The sequence below is a fragment of the Streptomyces sp. UG1 genome (assembly GCF_049974585.1).
Taxonomy (GTDB): Bacteria; Actinomycetota; Actinomycetes; order Streptomycetales; family Streptomycetaceae; genus Streptomyces.
Window position 1 is genome coordinate 135883 of record NZ_JBNGGG010000029.1, and the last position, 19845, is coordinate 155727.

Annotated in this window: 20 protein-coding genes and 1 pseudogene; 2 read left to right on the plus strand and 19 right to left on the minus strand. The window is 70.1% G+C overall.

Annotation, left to right across the window (positions count from 1 at the left end; translation table 11 throughout):
- Positions 1 to 5: 5 nt before the first annotated feature.
- Together ACP4J3_RS30100 and pyrR are read right to left on the minus strand one after the other, a co-directional pair.
- Entirely contained in the window at positions 6 to 983 is a 978-nt protein-coding gene (locus ACP4J3_RS30100; protein ID WP_426539198.1) for an aspartate carbamoyltransferase catalytic subunit, read from the minus strand.
- An 88-nt stretch (positions 984 to 1071) separates the two neighbouring features.
- The gene (gene pyrR / locus ACP4J3_RS30105; RefSeq protein WP_426539199.1) at positions 1072 to 1641 is read right to left on the minus strand and encodes a bifunctional pyr operon transcriptional regulator/uracil phosphoribosyltransferase PyrR; all 570 of its coding nucleotides are present in this window, start codon (positions 1639 to 1641) and stop codon (positions 1072 to 1074) included.
- A gap of 253 nt (positions 1642 to 1894) precedes the next feature.
- Here pyrR and bldD point away from each other — a divergent pair, with 253 nt between their 5' ends.
- Positions 1895 to 2398: a transcriptional regulator BldD gene (bldD, locus tag ACP4J3_RS30110; RefSeq protein WP_004002691.1), complete on the plus strand. Its 504-nt coding sequence runs from the start codon at positions 1895 to 1897 to the stop codon at positions 2396 to 2398.
- Between the two features lie 167 nt (positions 2399 to 2565).
- Here the strand turns inward: bldD and nusB are convergent, their stop codons facing one another.
- From nusB to ACP4J3_RS30180, 14 genes are all read right to left on the minus strand, one after another.
- Entirely contained in the window at positions 2566 to 3000 is a 435-nt protein-coding gene (nusB, locus tag ACP4J3_RS30115; protein ID WP_426539200.1) for a transcription antitermination factor NusB, read from the minus strand.
- A 1-nt stretch (position 3001) separates the two neighbouring features.
- Complete coding sequence (gene efp, locus ACP4J3_RS30120) at positions 3002 to 3568, minus strand: elongation factor P (protein ID WP_194048219.1); 567 nt, start codon at positions 3566 to 3568, stop codon at positions 3002 to 3004.
- Positions 3569 to 3619: 51 nt separating this feature from the next.
- Positions 3620 to 4726, minus strand: a complete 1107-nt coding sequence (locus tag ACP4J3_RS30125) for an aminopeptidase P family protein (RefSeq protein WP_426539201.1) — start codon at positions 4724 to 4726, stop codon at positions 3620 to 3622.
- 149 nt (positions 4727 to 4875) lie between these two features.
- On the minus strand, positions 4876 to 5727 hold the full coding sequence (locus ACP4J3_RS30130) for a Pro-rich N-terminal domain-containing protein (protein WP_426539202.1): 852 nt from the start codon (positions 5725 to 5727) through the stop codon (positions 4876 to 4878).
- 167 nt (positions 5728 to 5894) lie between these two features.
- Positions 5895 to 6986 (minus strand): 3-dehydroquinate synthase, encoded by a 1092-nt coding sequence (gene aroB, locus ACP4J3_RS30135; RefSeq protein WP_426539203.1) that lies wholly within the window; start codon positions 6984 to 6986, stop codon positions 5895 to 5897.
- Positions 6983 to 7501 (minus strand): shikimate kinase, encoded by a 519-nt coding sequence (locus ACP4J3_RS30140; RefSeq protein WP_426539204.1) that lies wholly within the window; start codon positions 7499 to 7501, stop codon positions 6983 to 6985. Before ACP4J3_RS30140 ends, aroB begins: the two co-directional genes overlap by 4 nt.
- The gene (aroC, locus tag ACP4J3_RS30145) at positions 7498 to 8682 is read right to left on the minus strand and encodes a chorismate synthase (protein ID WP_426539205.1); all 1185 of its coding nucleotides are present in this window, start codon (positions 8680 to 8682) and stop codon (positions 7498 to 7500) included. Before aroC ends, ACP4J3_RS30140 begins: the two co-directional genes overlap by 4 nt.
- 184 nt (positions 8683 to 8866) lie before the next feature.
- Positions 8867 to 9187, minus strand: a complete 321-nt coding sequence (locus tag ACP4J3_RS30150; RefSeq protein WP_426539206.1) for a hypothetical protein — start codon at positions 9185 to 9187, stop codon at positions 8867 to 8869.
- A gap of 50 nt (positions 9188 to 9237) precedes the next feature.
- A complete protein-coding gene (locus ACP4J3_RS30155; RefSeq protein WP_426539207.1) occupies positions 9238 to 10077 on the minus strand; it encodes a shikimate dehydrogenase in 840 nt (279 codons plus the stop codon).
- Positions 10058 to 11734 (minus strand): endolytic transglycosylase MltG, encoded by a 1677-nt coding sequence (gene mltG, locus ACP4J3_RS30160; protein WP_426539208.1) that lies wholly within the window; start codon positions 11732 to 11734, stop codon positions 10058 to 10060. The genes ACP4J3_RS30155 and mltG overlap by 20 nt, the downstream gene beginning before the upstream one ends.
- Positions 11735 to 11858: 124 nt before the next feature.
- Positions 11859 to 12323, minus strand: a complete 465-nt coding sequence (gene ruvX / locus ACP4J3_RS30165) for a Holliday junction resolvase RuvX (RefSeq protein ID WP_426539218.1) — start codon at positions 12321 to 12323, stop codon at positions 11859 to 11861.
- Positions 12324 to 12358: 35 nt separating this feature from the next.
- Positions 12359 to 15031, minus strand: coding sequence for an alanine--tRNA ligase (gene alaS, locus ACP4J3_RS30170; protein ID WP_426539209.1), 2673 nt, complete (start codon positions 15029 to 15031; stop codon positions 12359 to 12361).
- Positions 15031 to 15387 carry a hypothetical protein gene (locus tag ACP4J3_RS30175; RefSeq protein ID WP_426539210.1) on the minus strand — a complete coding sequence of 119 codons (357 nt, stop codon included), beginning with the start codon at positions 15385 to 15387 and terminating at the stop codon, positions 15031 to 15033. Before ACP4J3_RS30175 ends, alaS begins: the two co-directional genes overlap by 1 nt.
- A 16-nt stretch (positions 15388 to 15403) precedes the next feature.
- Complete coding sequence (locus tag ACP4J3_RS30180; RefSeq protein ID WP_426539219.1) at positions 15404 to 15838, minus strand: DUF948 domain-containing protein; 435 nt, start codon at positions 15836 to 15838, stop codon at positions 15404 to 15406.
- A 375-nt stretch (positions 15839 to 16213) separates the two neighbouring features.
- On the opposite strand from ACP4J3_RS30180, the pseudogene ACP4J3_RS30185 reads away from it, so the two are divergent.
- Positions 16214 to 16511, plus strand: a pseudogene (locus ACP4J3_RS30185) (regulator); the annotation flags it as partial.
- Between the two features lie 107 nt (positions 16512 to 16618).
- On the opposite strand, the gene rpsD reads toward ACP4J3_RS30185, so the two are convergent.
- From rpsD to ACP4J3_RS30200, 3 genes are all read right to left on the minus strand, one after another.
- The gene (gene rpsD / locus ACP4J3_RS30190) at positions 16619 to 17233 is read right to left on the minus strand and encodes a 30S ribosomal protein S4 (RefSeq protein ID WP_015661793.1); all 615 of its coding nucleotides are present in this window, start codon (positions 17231 to 17233) and stop codon (positions 16619 to 16621) included.
- 295 nt (positions 17234 to 17528) lie between these two features.
- Positions 17529 to 18884 carry a replication-associated recombination protein A gene (locus ACP4J3_RS30195; protein ID WP_426539211.1) on the minus strand — a complete coding sequence of 452 codons (1356 nt, stop codon included), beginning with the start codon at positions 18882 to 18884 and terminating at the stop codon, positions 17529 to 17531.
- Between the two features lie 48 nt (positions 18885 to 18932).
- Positions 18933 to 19589 carry a vitamin K epoxide reductase family protein gene (locus ACP4J3_RS30200; protein ID WP_426539212.1) on the minus strand — a complete coding sequence of 219 codons (657 nt, stop codon included), beginning with the start codon at positions 19587 to 19589 and terminating at the stop codon, positions 18933 to 18935.
- Positions 19590 to 19845 lie beyond the last annotated feature (256 nt).

Below are 19845 nucleotides of genomic sequence, written 5' to 3' on the forward strand. Positions count from 1 at the left end.
CTGTCTTACTTCTCCTCGGTACGGATGTAGGTGACGGCGGGCTCGTTGCCGCCCAGCAGCAGGTACAGCACGGCCATCCGGATGGAGACTCCGTTTGCGACCTGCTCGATGGCGGTGCAGCGCTCCGAGTCGGCGACCTCGGCGGTGATCTCCATACCGCGGACCATCGGGCCGGGGTGCATCACGATGGCGTGCTCGGGCATCCGCGCCATGCGGTCGCCGTCGAGGCCGTAGCGCCGCGAGTACTCGCGCTCGGTCGGGAAGAACGCGGCGTTCATGCGCTCGCGCTGCACGCGCAGCATCATCACCGCGTCGGACTTGGACAGCGTGGCGTCGAGGTCGTACGACACCTCGCAGGGCCAGGTCTCGATGCCGACCGGCAGCAGGGTCGGCGGCGCGACGAGGGTGACCTCGGCGCCGAGGGTGTGCAGCAGGTCGACGTTGGAGCGGGCGACCCGGCTATGCAGGACGTCGCCGACGATCGTGATGCGCCGGCCGGCCAGGTCCTGCCCTATCCCGGCGTCCCGCCCGACCAGCCGCCGCCGCATGGTGAAGGCGTCCAGCAGGGCCTGGGTGGGGTGCTGGTGGGTGCCGTCGCCGGCGTTGATGACGGCCGCGTCGATCCAGCCGGAGTTGGCGAGGCGGTAGGGCGCGCCGGAGGCGCCGTGCCGGATGACCACGGCGTCGACGCCCATGGCCTCCAGGGTCTGGGCGGTGTCCTTCAGGGACTCGCCCTTGGAGACGCTCGACCCCTTGGCGGTGAAGTTGATGACGTCCGCGGACAGCCGCTTCTCGGCGGCCTCGAAGGAGATGCGCGTGCGCGTGGAGTCCTCGAAGAAGAGGTTCACGACGGTGCGGCCGCGCAGGGTCGGCAACTTCTTGATCGGCCGGTCGGCGACCCGGGCCATCTCCTCGGCGGTGTCGAGGATCAGGACGGCGTCGTCGCGGGTGAGGTCGGCGGCCGAGATGAGATGACGCTGCATCTGTCAGGCTCCGTAAGGCAGTTCAGGTCGGGAGAATTCGGGCAGGCGGAGGCGTTGCGTACCCACAGGGGTGTACGCCGACCGTCTGCTACGGGCTCTGCTTGGCGCCGAGCAGCACGGTGTCGCGACCGTCCTCCTCGGCGAGCTGGACCTTGACCGTCTCCCGCAGCGACGTGGGGATGTTCTTGCCGACGTAGTCGGCGCGGATGGGCAGCTCGCGGTGGCCGCGGTCGACGAGGACCGCGAGCTGGACCGCGCGCGGGCGCCCGATGTCGTTCAGGGCGTCGAGGGCGGCTCGGATGGTCCGGCCGGAGAAGAGGACGTCGTCGACGAGGACGACGAGCCGGCCGTCGATGCCGTCACCGGGGATCTCGGTGCGGGCCAGCGCACGCGGCGGGTGCATGCGCAGGTCGTCGCGGTACATGGTGATGTCGAGCGAGCCGAGCGAGATCTTGCGCTCGGTGATCTCCTCCAGCTTGGCGGCGAGCCGCTGGGCGAGGAAGACGCCTCGGGTGGGAATGCCGAGGAGCACCACGTCGTCGGCGCCCTTGGCGCGTTCGACGATCTCGTGGGCGATGCGGGTCAACACCCGCGCGATGTCAGGGCCTTCGAGCACGGGCCTGGCGTCGGACGCTTGTGTGTCCTGATGCCTGTCCATACGAAAGGGACCTCCTTCTCCGCCTCACGGGACGGACCTTAAAGGACGTCTGGTTTGCGCCACCCACCGTATCAGGCCGCCGACGCGCGCCTCATCACCCCCATGGCCCAATCGGCCACCGATAGCACGGAAGAGTCGGTGTGGACCATTCGGCTTGACGCGCCAGAGTAACGCTGCGTAACCTCACAGTGAGTTACCAACCGCGCGGCACGGAACCCAGCCAGTCGCGTCGACACAGTGTCCGGGGAGCTATATGTCCAGCGAATACGCCAAACAGCTCGGGGCCAAGCTCCGGGCCATCCGCACCCAGCAGGGCCTTTCCCTCCACGGTGTCGAGGAGAAGTCCCAGGGACGCTGGAAGGCCGTCGTGGTCGGTTCGTACGAGCGCGGCGACCGTGCCGTGACCGTGCAGCGCCTCGCCGAGTTGGCGGATTTCTACGGCGTGCCGGTACAGGAGCTGCTGCCGGGCACCACGCCGGGCGGAGCCGCCGAGCCGCCGCCGAAGCTGGTGCTGGACCTGGAGCGGCTGGCCCACGTCCCGGCCGAGAAGGCAGGGCCTCTGCAGCGCTATGCCGCGACCATCCAGTCGCAGCGCGGCGACTACAACGGCAAGGTGCTCTCGATCCGCCAGGACGACCTGCGCACACTCGCCGTCATCTACGACCAGTCCCCCTCTGTCCTGACCGAGCAGCTCATCAGCTGGGGTGTGCTGGACGCGGACGCGCGCCGCGCGGTCTCCCACGCCGAGGAGAGCTGACCGCTCCACGGCCTGAGCAGAAACGTACCGCCGGGGTGGCCGGAACCCATCGGGTTGCGGCCACCCCGGCGGCATTCTGCCGCCTGAGGAGACCCCAGAGGTACAGAAAGACGCGGGAGGGGCCGCAGCGGTTGCTGCGGCCCCTCCCGCGTCTATCGAAAAAACCCTTACGCCTCGTCCCGGCGCAGCGAGGGCTTGAGGTCCTTGAGGCGGCCGAGCAGGCCGTTGACGAACGAGGGCGACTCGTCCGTGGAGAACTCCTTGGCGAGCTGCACCATCTCGTCCAGCACGACGGCGTCCGGCGTCTCGTCGACCCAGATCAGCTCGTATGCGCCGAGGCGCAGGATGTTGCGGTCCACCACCGGCATCCGGTCGAGCGTCCAGCCGACGGAGTACTGGGCGATCAGCTCGTCGATGCGCTTGGCTTGCGCCGCGTAGCCCTCGACGAGCTGCATCGTGTACTCGCTCACCGGCGGCTGCCGGGTGTCGGTCCGGGAGAGCCGGATCCAGTCCGCGAGGACCGTCAGGACGTCGGCGCCGCGCTGGTCGCCCTCGAAGAGGATCTGGAAGGCGCGCTTGCGGGCCGTGTTGCGGGCGGCCAATTTAGCTGTTCACCCGGCCGAGGTAGTCGCTCGTGCGGGTGTCGACCTTGATCTTCTCACCGGTGGTGATGAAGAGCGGGACCTGGATCTGGTGGCCGGTCTCCAGGGTGGCGGGCTTGGTGCCGCCGGTGGAGCGGTCGCCCTGGACGCCCGGCTCGGTCTCCTGGATGGTCAGCTCGACGGCGGCCGGGAGCTCGACGAAGAGCACCTCGCCCTCGTGCTGCGCGACGGTGGCCATGAAGCCCTCGACGAGGAAGTTCGCGGCGTCGCCGACGGCCTTCCGGTCGACCATGAGCTGGTCGTAGGTCTCCATGTCCATGAAGACGAAGTACTCGCCGTCCATGTACGAGAACTGCATGTCGCGCTTGTCGACGGTGGCCGTCTCGACCTTCACGCCGGCGTTGAAGGTCTTGTCGACGACCTTCCCGGAGAGCACGTTCTTGAGCTTGGTGCGCACGAAGGCCGGGCCCTTGCCGGGCTTGACGTGCTGGAACTCGACGACGGACCAAAGCTGGCCGCCTTCGAGCTTGAGCACCATGCCGTTCTTGAGGTCGTTCGTGGAAGCCACGGTTGCGGAATCTCCTGGACTGACGTGGACGACCCCGGCGCACGCCACTGTCTACAGGGCGAGCAGCTCCTTGGTCGTGATGGTGAGTAGCTCGGGTCCGCCGTCCGCCTCGGGGCGAACGACGAGCGTGTCATCGATCCGGACACCACCCCGGCCCGGGAGGTGGACCCCCGGTTCGACGGTGACCGGCACGCAAGCGTCCAGTTTACCCATGGCCGCGGGAGCCAACTGCGGGTCCTCGTCGATTTCGAGTCCCACGCCATGCCCCATCAGCGACGGAAGGCCCTCCGTGTGCCCCGCGGAATCCAGCACCTGGCGCGCGGCACGATCGACGTCGCGATAGGCGGCGCCGGGCGCCAGACTCTCCCGTCCGGCGCGCTGGGCTGCGAAGACCAGGTCGTACAGCTCGATCTGCCAGTCGGCGGGGGACGTACCGATGACAAAGGTACGGCCGATCTCGCAGCGGTAGCCACGGTACGTGGCCCCGAGGCAGACGGAGAGGAAGTCGCCCTCCTCGACGCGGCGGTCGGTGGGCCGGTGGGCCCGCCGGCCGGCGTTCGGGCCGGTGGCGACGGCGGTGGGGAAGGCGGGGCCGTCGGCGCCGTGATCGACGAGACGCCGCTCCAGTTCCAGGGCGAGGTGGCGTTCGGTGCGGCCGACGAGGATGGATTCGAGGAGCTCGCCCAGCGCCTGGTCGGCGATCTCGGCGCCGATGCGGAGGCAGGAGATCTCCTCCTCGTCCTTGACGACGCGGAGCTGCTCGACGGCGCCGCCGAGGTCGGCGAGGCGCAGGCGCGGGACGACCGAGCGGATGGCTCGGTGGCGGGCCACCGTGAGGTGGTGCTCCTCCACGGCGAGGCACTCCCCGCCCTGTGCCGCCGCGAGATCGGCCGCCGCGACGGCGGGGTCGCCTCCGGCGCCGGGGAGGGTGTGGATCCGCAGCGCCTCGTCGGGACGGCCGTCAGTGGGTCGGTCGTCGGGCGGGCCGGTGCGCACGAGCAGGTCTTCGGTCTTGCCGAGGAGCAGCACGGCGCCCTGCGGGGCGGCGCCCGCGAGGTAGCGGACGTTTGCGGGGCGGGAGATCAGCGCGGTGGCGCTGCCGCCGGCTTGGCAGCGTTCCCGTACCCGGGTTCGGCGGGCGACGTACACCTCGGACATGACACGAGCGTAGGAGGCTCGTCTGGTTTGTGCCGGTTGGGAGGGCGTTCGGGGGACGGGGTGCCACGTGAGGTTGTGTGCCGTCTGCGGGTGCGTGGGGGCTGGTCGCGCAGTTCCCCGCGCCCCTTAGGTGGGTCCAGTCCCGTTGGCTACCACTGCGGTGGGCTTGCGATCGAGCGGGCCAGTACGTCGTCCAGGACCCGGGCCGTCTGCGGTACGTCGAGTTGGGAGTTGTCGATGATCGGCAGGCCCGAGCCGTACCAGCCCGCCATGCGGCCGTGGATGCGGGCGACCTCCTCGTCGGTGAGGCGGCGGTTGCCCGAGCGTTCGGCGTTGCGCTCCAGGACGATCTCCAGGCCCGGGAGCAGGACGACCGGCAGCAGGCCGGGGCCGACGTGGCGCTTCCAGCCGCCGAGGCCGACGACGGGACGGTCGGGGAAGACCGCGTCGTCGAGGATGCAGGAGATACCGTTGGCCAGGAAGTTGCGCGCGGCGAAGCCGCAGGTGCGGCGGGCCAGGCGGTACTGGGCCTCGGAGTGGTCGTTCCAGCCGGACTGGGGGTCGGCGAAGCCCGAGCGGACCCATTCGCGTACGTCGTCGAGGCTGATGTGGGCCGTGGGGACCCGGCGGTGGTCCGCCCAGTACTTGGCGACGCTGGTCTTGCCGGCCCCGGCCGGGCCGATGAGCAGCACCGCGATGGTCGTGGTCGTCGGGTCGGGTGTCGCGGCGGCGGGCGGGGGGCTCGGCACGCCGACGGGGGCGCCGGGCGGCAGCGGTACATGGCCCGTGGTCTCGGGCGTCGGCGGGGCGTGAACCTGCGGCGGCGTGTGCGCGACCGGTGCGGGGGGTGTGAAGCCCGGTGCCGGAGGAGGCGGAGGTACGGGAGCTGATCCCTGCTGCGGGGCGGGGCCCTGGTGCCCGCCCGGGTGGTGTCCGGCCGGTGACCAGCCGTGCCCCGACTGGTGGGGCGGCGGCAGCGGAGAACCCACTGCGTGCTGCATCCGGTGCCACTCCGTCTCGTCTTCCATGGCCATTGGCGCTGGCAGCGGGCACCAACCCGCCCCCTACCGAACGGTACCGCCCCCGGCCGCCGTTTGGTGAACGGCCGGTGGCGGTCTGAAGTGCCCGTCGCCACAGGCGAATCGGACGGAAAGGTGGTTCGCCGGACTTACTGGCCGACTTCGCCGTATGCGGCGAGCAGGACGGCCGGGTCCGGCCCCTCCAGGACGGTGGGCTTGGCCAGGCCGTCCAGGACGATGAAGCGCAGCAGGTCACCGCGGGACTTCTTGTCGACCTTCATCGTCTGGAGCAGCTTGGGCCACTGGTCGTAGCGGTAGTGCAGGGGCAGGCCCACCGCTTCGAGGATCGTGCGGTGCCGGTCCGCCGTCGCGTCGTCCAACCGCCCGGCGAGACGGCCGAGTTCGGCGGCGAAGTGCATGCCGACGGCCACCGCCGCGCCGTGCCGCCACTTGTAGCGCTCGTTCTTCTCGATCGCGTGACCCAGGGTGTGGCCGTAGTTGAGGATCTCCCTGAGGCCCGACTCCTTCAGGTCCGAGGAGACGACCTCGGCCTTGACCCGGATCGAGCGCTCGATCAGCTCGGCGGTGTGCGGGCCGGCCGGGGTCCGCGCCGCCTGCGGGTCGGCCTCGATCAGCTCCAGGATGACGGGGTCGGCGATGAAACCGGCCTTGATGATCTCCGCGAGACCGGACACATAGTCGTTGACCGGCAGCGACTCCAGCGCGGCCAGGTCGCACAGCACACCGGCTGGCGGGTGGAAGGCGCCGACGAGGTTCTTGCCCTCGGCGGTGTTGATGCCGGTCTTGCCGCCGACGGCCGCGTCCACCATGGCCAGCACGGTGGTGGGTACGGCGATCCAGCGCACCCCGCGCAGCCAGCTCGCGGCGACGAACCCGGCCAGGTCGGTGGTCGCGCCGCCGCCGACACCGACGATCACATCGGAGCGGGTGAAGCCGGACTGGCCCAGCGCCTTCCAGCAGTAGGCGGCCACCTCGGCGGTCTTGGCCTCCTCCGCGTTCGGCACCTGGATCGCGACGGCCTCGTAGCCCTGCCCCGCCAGGTCGGCCCGCAGCGCCTCGCCGGTCTCGGCCAGCGCCTCCGGGTGGATCACGGCGACCCGCTTGGCCTTGCCTCCGACCAACCCGCCCAGCTCGCCCAGGAGCTGACGGCCCACCAGGACCTCGTACGGGTCACTGCCAGCGGTGCCGCCGACCTGAATCCGCGTCACTGCTTCGGTCATGCGTCCTTCAACTCCAGTGCGTCCAGGGCGGCTTGGGTCACTTCTTCGGGGGTACGGCCGTCGGTGGCCACGACCGCCGTGGCGACCTCCTCGTACAGGTGCCGACGGGCCTCCATCAGCTCCCGCCACTGCTTGCGCGGGTTGACCGCGAGCAGCGGGCGGGCGGCGTTCAGGCCGGTGCGCCTGACCGCCTCCTCGACGTCCATCGAGAGGTAGACCACCCGCTGCCCGGCGAGCAGCGCGCGCGTGTCCGCGTCCAGGATCGCCCCGCCGCCGAGCGCCAGGACGCCGTCGTGCTCGGCGAGCGCCCGGTGCACCGCCCGCTTCTCCATCGCCCGGAAGGCGGGCTCGCCCTCGTCGACGAAGATCTCGGCGATGGTGCGGCCCTGCTCGGCCACGATGTCGTCGTCGGTGTCCCGGTAGCCGACGCCGAGCCGCTCGGCGAGGAGCCGCCCGACCGTGGACTTGCCCACACCCATGGGCCCGACCAGCACCACCGCAGGCGCTGCGCTCATCGGATGGCCAGGTTGTCGAGGTACGACCGGACATTGCGGCGGGTCTCGGTCACCGAGTCACCGCCGAACTTCTCCGCCACCGCGTCCGCGAGGACGAGCGCCACCATGGCCTCGGCGACGATGCCGGCCGCCGGGACCGCGGAGACGTCGGAGCGCTGGTGATGGGCCTGCGTGGCCTCGCCGGTCGTCACGTCCACCGTCCGCAGGGCCCGCGGCACGGTCGCGATCGGCTTCATCGCGGCACGCACCCGCAGCAGCTCACCCGTGGTCAGGCCGCCCTCGGTGCCGCCGGAGCGGCCGGAGACGCGGCGGATGCCCTCGGGCGTGCCCACGATCTCGTCGTGCGCCTTGGAACCGGGCACGCGGGCCAGCTCGAAGCCGTCGCCGATCTCGACGCCCTTGATCGCCTGGATGCCCATCAGAGCACCGGCCAGGCGGGCGTCCAGCTTGCGGTCCCAGTGCACATGCGAGCCCAGGCCGACGGGGACGCCGTAGGCCAGGACCTCGACCACACCGCCGAGGGTGTCGCCGTCTTTGTGGGCCTGGTCGATCTCCGCGACCATCGCCTTCGACGCGTCCGCGTCCAGGCAGCGCACCGGGTCGGCGTCGAGCTTCTCGACGTCGGCCGGCGTCGGGTACACGCCCTGCGGCGCCTTCACCGAGCACAGCTCGACGACATGGCTGACGATCTCGATGCCGGCCGTCTCCTTGAGGTACGACCGGGCGACAGCGCCGAGGGCGACACGGGCCGCCGTCTCACGCGCCGACGCCCGCTCCAGGATCGGCCGGGCCTCGTCGAAGCCGTACTTCTGCATGCCGGCCAGGTCGGCGTGGCCGGGGCGCGGGCGGGTCAGGGGCGCGTTGCGGGCGAGTCCGGCGAGGATTTCCGGATCGACCGGGTCGGCCGCCATGACCTGCTCCCACTTGGGCCACTCGGTGTTGCCCACCATGATCGCGACCGGGGAGCCGAGGGTGAGGCCGTGCCGGACGCCGCCGAGGAAGGTGACCTCGTCGCGCTCGAACTTCATGCGCGCACCGCGTCCATAGCCGAGCCGGCGCCGGGCCAGGTGGTCCGCCACCATCTCCGTGGTGATCGGCACGCCGGCGGGAAGGCCCTCCAGCGTCGCGACGAGTGCGGGGCCGTGGGACTCCCCCGCGGTCAGCCAGCGCAACCTGCTCAACGATGCTCCTCAGTGCTCGCGCCCTGGTACTGCCCTGCGTACGCGCGTCCTCGCGTACGTCGACGGCGCGACCAGGTGCGCGGCCCCGGCCCGCCATCTTCGATCCTCCCACGTCCGGCCCCGGTCCCCGGCCGTCGGTCCACCAGGCGGACTGAAAACGGACGGCGCCGGGCAGCGGCGGGGATCACGCGGGGCCGTTGCCCTGGGGCTGCTGCGGGGCGTACGTGCCGAGGAAGTCGGCGCCGCTCGGCTGGGCCGCCTGCTGCTGGGGAGCGTACGGGCCCAGGTAGTCGGCACCTCGCCCCTGCCCGTGCTGTGCCGCCGCCTGCCCCTGACGTGCGGCGCGGCGGCGGTCGATCTTGCGCTTCAGCTTGAAGACCCACGACCCGACGACGAGCAGAATGACAAGGACCAGCACCGGGATCTGAATCCAGTCCGGCATGAACTGCAGGATGACCTCGAATATCTCGCTCTTGCCGGACGCCAGCGGCACACCAGTGGACACGCTCGTACTCCCCCTCGATCCGCTCCGCCCCCTGCGGAACTCAGCGGATCTTAGCGGTTCGCGAGAGCCCGCTCGCCCGCTTTTCGCATGGCCTCCAGGGGCGCCGGCACCCGGCCGGTCATCTGCTCCACCTGCAGCACCGCCTGGTGCACCAGCAGGTCGAGCCCGCCGACGACGGCTCCGCCGTACATCGACCAGCGTGCCGCGAGGGCGGTGGGCCAGGGGTCGTAGAGCACGTCGAACAGGGTGGCGGGGCGCTCCGGTACGGCGGAGGCGAGGGTGTCCGTCGTACCGGCCGGGGTGGTCGCGATCACCAGCGGCGCGTCGAGCGCCCGGGCCGCGTCCGCCCAGTCCGCCGTACGGACCTCGACGTCGAGCCGCTCGCCCCACTGGCGCATCTCCGCGGCGCGTGCCTCGCTGCGTACGTACGCCACGACCTCACCGGTGCAGATGCGCGCGAGCGCGGCCAGCGCGGAGGACGCCGTGGCGCCGGCGCCGAGGATGGCGGCCGAGTCGACCTGTTCGATGCCGCGTTCGCGCAGTGCGGCGACCATGCCGGGGATGTCGGTGTTGTCGCCGGTGCGGCGGCCGTCCTCGGTCAGGACGACCGTGTTGACCGCCTCGACGGAGGCCGCCGTCTCGCTGATCTCGTCGAGCAGTGGGATGACGGCGCGCTTGAGCGGCATGGTCAGCGACAACCCGGCCCACTCCGGCCCGAGTTCCGCGATGAAGGCGGGCAGGGCGGCCTCGTCGATCTCGAACCGGTCGTACGACCAGCCCGTGAGTCCCAGTTCCGCGTAGGCGGCCCGGTGCAGCACCGGGGAGAGGGAGTGGGCGATGGGCGAACCTAGAACGGCGGCCCGGCGGGCGTCAGTTGCCCCTGCTCTCATTGAACTTGTCCTTGAGCTTCAGGAAATCGTCGTGGGTCTTGGCGAATTCTGTCTTGTTCACGCCGTCGGTCGCCACGAAGTAGTACCAACCCTCGTCCGTCGGATTCAGCGTCCCCTTCAGCGCGCGTTCGCCCGGGTTGCCGATGGGACCGGGCGGCAGACCCTTTTGCGAGTACGTGTTGTACGGGTCCTGGTTGTTCTTGATCTCCGACTCGCTGATGTCGATATTGCTCGTGCCCTTCAGGTAATTGAAGGTCGAGTCGAACTGCAGGGCACCGTAGGTCTCGGGATTCGCGGGGTCGAGGCGGTTGTAGACCACTTCCGCCATCTTGCGGTAGTCGTCGTCGGTCTTGCCCTCGGCCTGGACGAGGCTCGCGACCGTGATGACCTGCAGCGGGTTGTCCAGCTTGAGGGACTTGGCCTTGGCTTCCAGGTCCAGCGCGTCGTATTTGTTCGCGGCCTGGGTGACCATCTCCTTCAGGACGGCCTCGGGCTTCATGCCCTTGGCGGCGGGGTAGGTGCCCGGATAGAGGAAGCCCTCCAGCGGATCCTTGATGTCGCTGTTGTTGTTCGCCCAGCTCGGAAGTCCGAGGCTCTTGTATTTCTCGTCGGCGACCTTCTTGGTGGTGCCGGACGACAATTCGAGTTTTTCGTCGATCGCCTTGTAGACCTGCGCATTGCGCTCGCCGGGCCTGACCAGGACGTTGTTCTGACTTTCGGGGCTGAGCATCATCTCGATGGCGCTGGCGGCGGACATCTGCTTCTTCAGCAGATAGGCGCCCGCCTGGATCTTGTCCCCATCGGGATTGTCCTGCTGGGCGGCGACGAACGCGTCGACGCTCTTGACGACCCCGGCCGCCTTGAGCCGCCGGCCGATCTCGGTTCCGGGGGCACCCTTGGGGATCTCGACGGTCACCGTCTCGCTCGTGCCGTCCCCGGCGAAGTCCGGCGCCGCGCCGAAACGATCCTGGTAAAACTGATAGCCGAAATATCCGACTCCGCCCACGCCTCCGGCGAACACCAGCGCGACCACCAGACAGGCGCATCCGCTGCGGCGCTTCTTGGGCTTGTCGCCTCGGCCCCGGCGATCGCCGCGACCCGCGCCGCCCGCGCCGTCGTCGGAGTCGTCGTCATCGTCGCCACCGGCGAAGAACGCGTGTTCGCCCTGGTCCGGGCCCGGATCCCAGTCGGTCTGCGGCGGCTCCGGCTCGATGTGCCGTCGGCTCGGCGGCTCCGGCGGCGGGTAGGCGTCGGGCGTGCCGTAGTAGTCGGCCTGCTCACCGCCGTACGCCGCGGCCTGCTGCCCGTAGGGGTCGCCCGGGTCGGGGTACTGGGTGTGCGCATGGCTGCCGGTGCCCCAGCCGTTGTTGTCGTACGGCTGCTGACCCTGGCCGGCGTACTGCTGCTGGTCGTACGGGAGCGGGTACTGCTCGTGGTGCCCCTGATGCGGGTACTGCTGCGCCTGACCGTATGCGGCCTGCTGGCTGTTGCCCCAGTCGCCGTAGTGCTGCGGCTGCTGCGGATAGTGCTGCGGCCGGCCGCCGTAGGCAGCCTGTTGGCCCGTGTGGGCCTGCTGCCCTTCCCATCCGCCGTCCCCGTACAACGGGTCCTCCGGATGCCACGGTTCGGAGCCTTGGCCCCGGCCATACTCAGTCATCGATCCCCTAGAGCCGCGAGGCGGCGGTCACGCGGCTGCTGAAGATCCGGTTTCCGTCCCGCCTCTCTCTGTGCACCGGTTGTTCGAACACCGGCACATCGCGCGGAACGTTACCGTACCGCGATCAGATAACCACTTCGACGCTCTCTCCGGGGGCTTTACCTGACACCCGTTCGGATTCCAGCGCCTGCTGCAAGATGATCACAGCGGCTGCCTGATCGATCACCGACCGGCCCTTCTTCGACTTCACGCCCGAGGCGCGCAGCCCCTGACTGGCCGTCACGGTCGTCATCCGCTCGTCCACGAGCCTGACCGGTACGGGCGCGATCATGCGGGCCAGTTCCTGGGCGAAGCGGCGGACCTTGGCCGCGGCCGGGCCCTCGCCACCCCTGAGGGAGCGGGGCAGGCCGACGACCACCTCGATCGGCTCGTACTCCTCGACGAGTTGCCTGAGGCGGCGGTGAGCTGCGGGGATGTCCCGGCCCGGGACCGTCTCCACCGGGGTGGCGAGGATCCCGTCGGGGTCGCACGAGGCGACGCCGATACGGGCGTCGCCGACATCGATCGCGAGACGACGGCCGCGGCGCATGCCCCGGCCGTCGCCCCCTTCGTGTGTGTCGTCGCTCACTTGGCCGTTTCCGTCACGAGCCGTTCGACGGCGTCGACGGCGTCACCGATGGCGGCCGGGTTCTGGCCGCCGCCCTGGGCGACGTCCGGCTTGCCGCCACCGCCGCCGCCGAGGGTCTTGGCGGCCGTACGGACAAGGTCGCCGGCCTTGAGGCCGCGCTCGCGGGCGGCCTCGTTGGTGGCGATGACCGTCAGCGGCTTGCCGTTGTTGACGGTGAACAGGGCGACCACGGCGGCGCGTCCGCCCTGGATGCGGCCGCGCACGTCGAGGACGAGCTTGCGCAGGTCGTCCGGGGTGGTGCCGTCCGGGACCCGGCCGGTGACGACGGCGATGCCGCGCACGTCCTTGGCGGACTCGGCGAGACCGGCGGCGGCCTGGAGCACCTTCTCGGCGCGGAACTTCTCGATCTCCTTCTCGGCGTCCTTCAGCTTGCCGAGCATGGCGGAGACCTTCTCCGGGAGCTCCTCCGGGCGGCCCTTGATCAACTCCTGGAGCTGGGCGACGACCGTGTGCTCGCGGGCCAGGAAGTTGTAGGCGTCCACGCCGACCAGGGCCTCGATGCGGCGCACCCCGGACCCGATGGACGACTCGCCGAGCAGCTTGACCAGGCCGAGCTGGGCGGTGTTGTGCACATGCGTGCCGCCGCACAGCTCCTTGGAGAAGTCGCCGATGGTCACGACCCGGACCCGCTCGCCGTACTTCTCGCCGAACTCGGCGATGGCGCCCTGCTTCTTGGCCTCGTCGATGCCCATGACCTCGGCGTGCACGTCGAGGTCGCGGGCGAGCACCTCGTTGATCTTCTGCTCGACGTCGGTCATCACGGCCGTCGGGACGGCGGACGGCGAGCCGAAGTCGAAGCGGAAGCGGCCGGGCTGGTTCTCGGAACCGGCCTGGGCGGCCGTCGGGCCGAGGGCGTCGCGCAGGGCCTGGTGGGTGAGGTGGGTGGCCGAGTGGGCGCGGGCGATGGCCCGGCGGCGGAGGCTGTCGATCGAGGCGTGCGCCTTGGCACCGACCGTCACCTCGCCGACCTGGACGACGCCCTTGTGGACGTAGACGCCCGGAACCGGCTTCTGGCAGTCGCGGATCTCGATGACGGCGCCGGAGTCGACCTTGATCTTGCCGGTGTCGCCGATCTGGCCGCCGCCCTCGGCGTAGAACGGGGTGCGGTCGAGGACGATCTCGACCTCGTCGCCCTCGGTGGCGGCCGGGGAGGAGGTGCCGTCGACCAGGATGCCGACGATGGTGGACTCGCCCTCGGTGTCGCTGTAGCCGATGAAGTCGGTCTCGCCGACCTGGTCGGCGATCTCCCGGTAGGCGCCGGCGCCGGCGTGCCCGGTCTTCTTGGCCTGGGCGTCGGCCTTGGCGCGCTCCCGCTGTTCCTTCATCAGGCGGCGGAAGCCGTCCTCGTCCACGGAGAGGCCCTGCTCGGCGGCCATCTCCAGGGTGAGGTCGATCGGGAAGCCCCAGGTGTCGTGGAGCAGGAAGGCCTTGTCGCCGGGCAGCACGGTGGAGCCGGCGGCCTTGGTGTCGGTGACGGCCGTGTCGAGGATGTTGGTGCCGGCCTTCAGCGTCTTGAGGAAGGCGCTCTCCTCGGCGAGGGCGACCTTCTCGATGCGCTCGCGGTCGGTGATCAGCTCCGGGTACTGCTGGCCCATCATGCCGATCACGGTGTCGATGAGGTCCTTGACGACCGGGCCGGTGGCGCCGAGCAGGCGCATGTTGCGGATGGCGCGGCGCATGATGCGGCGCAGCACGTAGCCGCGGCCTTCGTTGCCGGGGGTCACGCCGTCGCCGATGAGCATCGTGGCCGTACGCATGTGGTCGGTGACCACGCGCAGGGAGACGTCCGAGGCGTGGGCGTCGCCGTAGGCGACACCGGTCAGCTCGGTGGCCTTCTTGATGACGGCCATGGAGGTGTCGATCTCGTACATGTTCTGCACGCCCTGCAGAATCATGGCGAGTCGTTCGAGGCCGAGGCCGGTGTCGATGTTCTTGCTCGGCAGCTCGCCGAGGATCTCGAAGTTGTCCTTGCCGGTGCCCTCGCCGCGCTCGTACTGCATGAAGACGAGGTTCCAGATCTCCACGTACCGCTCGTCGTTGACGGCGGGGCCGCCCTCGACGCCGAACTCGGGGCCGCGGTCGTAGTTGATCTCGGAGCAGGGGCCGCAGGGTCCGGGGACGCCCATGGACCAGTAGTTGTCCTTCATGCCGAGGCGCTGGATGCGCTCCTTCGGCACGCCGACGACCTCGTGCCAGATGCGCTCGGCCTCGTCGTCGTCCTTGTAGACGGTGATCCAGAGCTTCTCCGGCTCCAGGCCGTAACCACCCTTGTCCTGGGGCGTGGTGAGCAGCTCCCAGGCGTGCTTGATGGCGCCTTCCTTGAAGTAGTCGCCGAAGGAGAAGTTGCCGCACATCTGGAAGAACGTGCCGTGCCGGGTGGTCTTGCCGACCTCTTCGATGTCCGGCGTGCGCACGCACTTCTGGACGCTGGTGGCACGGGCGAAGGGCGGCTTGACCTCACCCAGGAAGTAGGGCTTGAAGGGCACCATGCCGGCCGGGACGAGGAGCAGAGTCGGGTCGTCCGCGATGAGCGACGCCGAAGGGACGACGGTGTGCCCGCGCTCCTCGAAGAAGCTCAGCCAGCGGCGGCGAATCTCGGCCGACTCCATCAGTGGTCCTCATTCCGGTTGTACGAGTACGTCGGGTACGTCGGGTTCTCGACGTACTTCGGGTTGCTGCGGTTGTTCTCGATGGCGGCGAACCGCCGGGGCGCGGGGAGTTCGGGGCTCTCCTGGATGCCGAGCGCGTCCTCCAGCTCGGCCTCCCGCTGGGCCATGTTCTCGCGGACGTCGAGCGCGAAGCCCACCGCACGGTCCTTCAGCCGCTGACCGGTCTCCAGGGCCTTGTTCGCGGCGGTCGCGGCAAGGCTCTCCGGGGTCAGCTGCCTCAGCTTGCGGTTGACCTTGGTGGTGGCCCACACACCGGCGGCGACGCCCGTGCTGAACCAGAACGTACGACGGAACATCGCTCGGTCTCAGTCCTTACTTCCGCTTGCGTCGTGCGGCGGGGACCGTGCGGCCCACGATCACGGTACGCCGGGGCGCCTTGGCGGGCGCGTCGTCCTTGCGGCCGCCGAGCGCCCGGCGCACGCCGTAGCCGAAGGCCGCGACCTTGACCAGGGGTCCGCCGAAGGTGGAGGCGACGGTCGTCGACAGCGCGGAGGCGTTCGACGTGACCTCCTGGACGTCGGAGGCGATCGAGTCGACCCGGTCGATCTGGGTCTGCGCGGAGCGCACCGCCGTGGACGCCTCTGCCAGGAGCGGGACGGCCTGGTCGGTCACGTCCGCGACGAGCTTGGTGGTCGCCTTGAGCGTCTGGGCCAGCCTCGCCAGCGCGACGGCGAGGAAGGAGACCAGGATCGCCCAGAAGACGGCCACCAGGATCCCGGCAACCTCTCCACCGGACACTGTGTGCACCCGCTCCCTGAAACGTGCCTCTGCATCGGTCTGCATCGAAAAAGTCGTGCACCGAGCCTATCGCGCCGGGGAGGGCGCTCTGCACCGGATTACCGCCCGCGCGGGGCCGGGTCGCGAGAAGCGATTGTACGGACCGAACACGCTTCAGTACGCTCCGTGTCCCGTGCGGGATCAACGGTGCCCCCACTCCCCCGACAACGGCAATCTGCCCCTGGACCTCGGCACGTTCGTGGGCCGCTCGGCCGAACTCGCCGAGCCAGCCGGGGCGCTGGGCGCCGCGCGGCTGGTGACGGTGGCCGGGCCCGGCGTTGTGGGCAAGTCACGGCTGGCGGCGCGGGCGGCCTCGCGGTGCACCGCGCGCGACGGGTGTGGCACGTGGAGTTGGAGCCGGTGCGCGAGCCGGAGGGCGATCTGCCGGACGCGGTGCGGTTGTGCGAGGACGTGCGCCGGGTGTGCCGAGGACCACGGCGAGTGCTGGGCGCGCTCCTACGCGCTGTGCGTCCTGGCGTACGCCCCCTGGGCCGACGCTGACGTGCCCGGCGCCCGCTCCCTGCTGACCGACTGCCTGACCAGCGCCCACGCCTTCCACGACCTGCTCGGCTCGGTGCTGGCCGTGGTCACGGGTGCGCAGGGCGATGCCTCGGAGGTCGTGGTGCTGCAGGGCGCGGCGGCCGGGAGGCGGCGGTGCGCCGGGGCATGCGAAAGCCCGCCGCCTCCCCCACCGGCAAGGGCAGGGAGACGACGGGCTGAAGGCGCAGGTGTCCTACGACCGCTGAAGGATCAACGGGCGTAGTACTCGACGACGAGCTGCTCGTCGCAGATCACCGGGATCTCCTTGCGGTTCGGCTCGCGGTCCAGGCGGAACGCCAGGGCCTTGAGGTTCACCTGGAGATAGCGCGGGGTCTCGCCCTCGGGGGCGAAGCCGCCCTCACGGGCGATGGAGAAGAGGGTCTTCTCGCGGCTGCGCTCGCGGACCATCACGACGTCGTCGGGACGGACGCGGAACGACGGCTTGTCGACCTTCTGGCCGTTGACCTCGATGTGGCCGTGAACGACCATCTGACGGGCCTGGTAGATGGTGCGGGCGATGCCCGAACGCAGGACCAGGGCGTCGAGACGGCGCTCGAGCTCGATGATCAGGGCCTCACCGGTCTTGCCCTGAACCTTGGAGGCACGCTCGTAGGCGCGGACGAGCTGGCGCTCGGACACGTCGTACTGCGCGCGCAGACGCTGCTTCTCCAGCAGACGGACCTTGTAGTCCGAGTTCTGCTTGCGGCCACGGCCGTGCTCACCCGGCGGGTAGGGACGGGCCTCGAAGTACTTGACGGCCTTCGGGGTCAGCGCGATGCCGAGGGCACGCGACTTCTTGACCTTGGGGCGGGACTGGTTCGCCACTTGTTTCTCATTTCCTGGTTTTCGGCTTGTCAGGGTTGAGGGAGGTCGCATCCGCAGCCGGGGAATCCCGCCTCGCCCTGGTGGACGGGGTGGGCAGCCGCTCCCCTGGTCTGGGCACATATGTGCAGCACGCGAGTGGCCCACCGACCGGTCCCGTCATGCGACGAGTGGTGGTGGGCTGCCCGCGACACCATTCGAACGGTGCGCGACGCTCCTGGAACCCGCTGGGGGTTCCGGCTGACCGTCCCGTTCTGACAGCACGGGACACAGCACTTCGAGCGATTCTACAGGCTGCTCAGGGCCGCCTACGACCGAGGTGCTTCCTCGTCCACTCCACCGCGTCCGCGTACCGCGCCTCGGCGCCGTGCCGGCCCGGCGTGTAGTACTCGCGGTCCTTGAGGGCGTCCGGCGCGTACTGCTGCTCGGCGATGCCCTCGGCCAGGTCGTGCGGATACACATACCCCTGCGCGTGCCCGAGCTTGGCGGCGCCCTTGTAGTGCCCGTCGCGCAGGTGGGGCGGGACGGGCCCCGCCAGGCCCTTGCGTACGTCGTCCATGGCGGCGCCGATCGCGGTGGTCGCGGAGTTGGACTTGGGGGCCAGCGCGAGGGCGATGGTGGCGTGGCTGAGGGTGAGGGCGGCCTCGGGGAAGCCGATCATGGCGACGGCCTGGGCGGCGGCGACGGCTATGGGCAGGGCGTTGGGGTCGGCGAGGCCGATGTCCTCGCTGGCGGAGATCATCAGGCGGCGGGCGATGAACCGGGGGTCCTCGCCGGCCTCGATCATCCGGGCCAGGTAGTGCAGGGCGGCGTCGACGTCGGAGCCGCGGATGGACTTGATGAGGGCGCTGGCCACGTCGTAGTGCTGGTCGCCGTCGCGGTCGTACTTCACGGCGGCGCGGTCGACGGTCTGCTCCAGCGTCTGGAGGCTGATCGCGGTCTCGCCCTGGTCCAGGGCGGCCCCGGCTGCGGCCTCCAGGGCGGTCAGGGCGCGGCGGGCGTCGCCGCCGGCGATCCGCAGCAGGTGCTCCTCGGTGTCCTCGGGGAGGCCGACGGAGTCCTTCAGCCCGCGTTCGTCGCTCAGCGCGCGCCTCAGCAGGCCCCTGATGTCGTCGTCGGTGAGGGGTTCGAGGGTGAGCAGGAGGGAGCGGGACAGCAGCGGGGAGATGACCGAGAAGTACGGGTTCTCGGTGGTCGCCGCGATCAGGGTCACCCAGCGGTTCTCGACGGCCGGCAGGAGGGAGTCCTGCTGGGCCTTGCTGAAGCGGTGGATCTCGTCGAGGAAGAGGACGGTCTCCTTGCCGAAGCCGCCGGTGGCGCGGCGGGCGCCGTCGATGACCGCGCGCACCTCCTTCACCCCGGCGGTGATGGCGGACAGCTCGACGAAGCGCTTGTTGGTGGCCTTGGAGACGACGTATGCCAGGGTGGTCTTGCCGGTGCCGGGCGGGCCCCACAGGATCACCGAGGACGGTCCGGCGGGTCCGCCGCCGGATTCGCCGACCAGCCTGCGCAGCGGCGATCCCGGTTTCAGCAGGTGCTGCTGGCCCACGACCTCGTCCAGGGTGCGTGGGCGCATGCGCACCGCCAGGGGACTCCCCGCGGGGTCCTTCTCCTGGCGTTCTTCTGCGGCGGCGGTGAACAGGTCGGGCTCCACGCTGGAAACCCTAAATCACCGCACTGACATCGCGGCCGGAGCGGGTGGTCAGGCCCAGAGCTGGCTGCCCCAGCGGGTGAGGATCAGCATGACGATGACGCCGCAGTGCGTCACCGGGAGTACCCAGGTGAACTCGGCGAGGAAGTTCTTCAGCGGGCGCGGGGCGGGCAGGAAGCCGTTGCGGATGTTGAACGAGGTCACGAACCAGAACATCGTGATCGTCGCGGCCCAGGCGAGCGAGCACCACAGGCACAGCGCGTTGATGCGGTAGAGCGACTGGAACATCAGCCAGGTGCAGAAGACGACACCGAAGAGCGTGCCGGCGTTGAAGGTCAGCCAGTACCAGCGCGGGAAGCGGGCGCGGGCGAGCAGGCTCATGCCGACGCAGATGACGATGCCGTAGGCGACGAGGCCGAGCATGGGGTTGGGGAAGCCGAAGACGGACGCCTGCTTGCTCTCCATGATGCTGCCGCAGGAGACGATCGGGTTGAGGCTGCAGCCGGGTGTGAAGGTCTTGCCCTCGACCTTGGCCTCGAGGATCTTGAACTTGTCGATCGTGATGACCCAGGCGGCGAGCAGCCCGGCCGCGCCGGTGATCACCAGCATCAGGGCGAAGGCACGGCTGCCGCCCACCGATCCGGGCGCGGCCTCGGCACGCTCCGGCTCGGGTTCGGTGGAGACGTCTTTGACTGTCGTCTTGCTCATCACGCCGATTCCGTCACTTGAGACTTGGAGTTTCCCCGGACACGGCACATTGTGCCGTACACGCACCCCTGCCCACCGTTCGCTGCGGATAAGGAAATACGCGCGATCCGGTGACGGCGCTCGGTTCTGGACAGTGACGGAACGCGAGCGGGGGGGGGGCCCGGGGGGGCCCCCCCCCCCCGCTTCCGCTTCGCGGTCGTGAGCTGCGCGGATTCCGGGCCCGCGCGGGCCCGATCCGGATAATGATCGTCCTGTT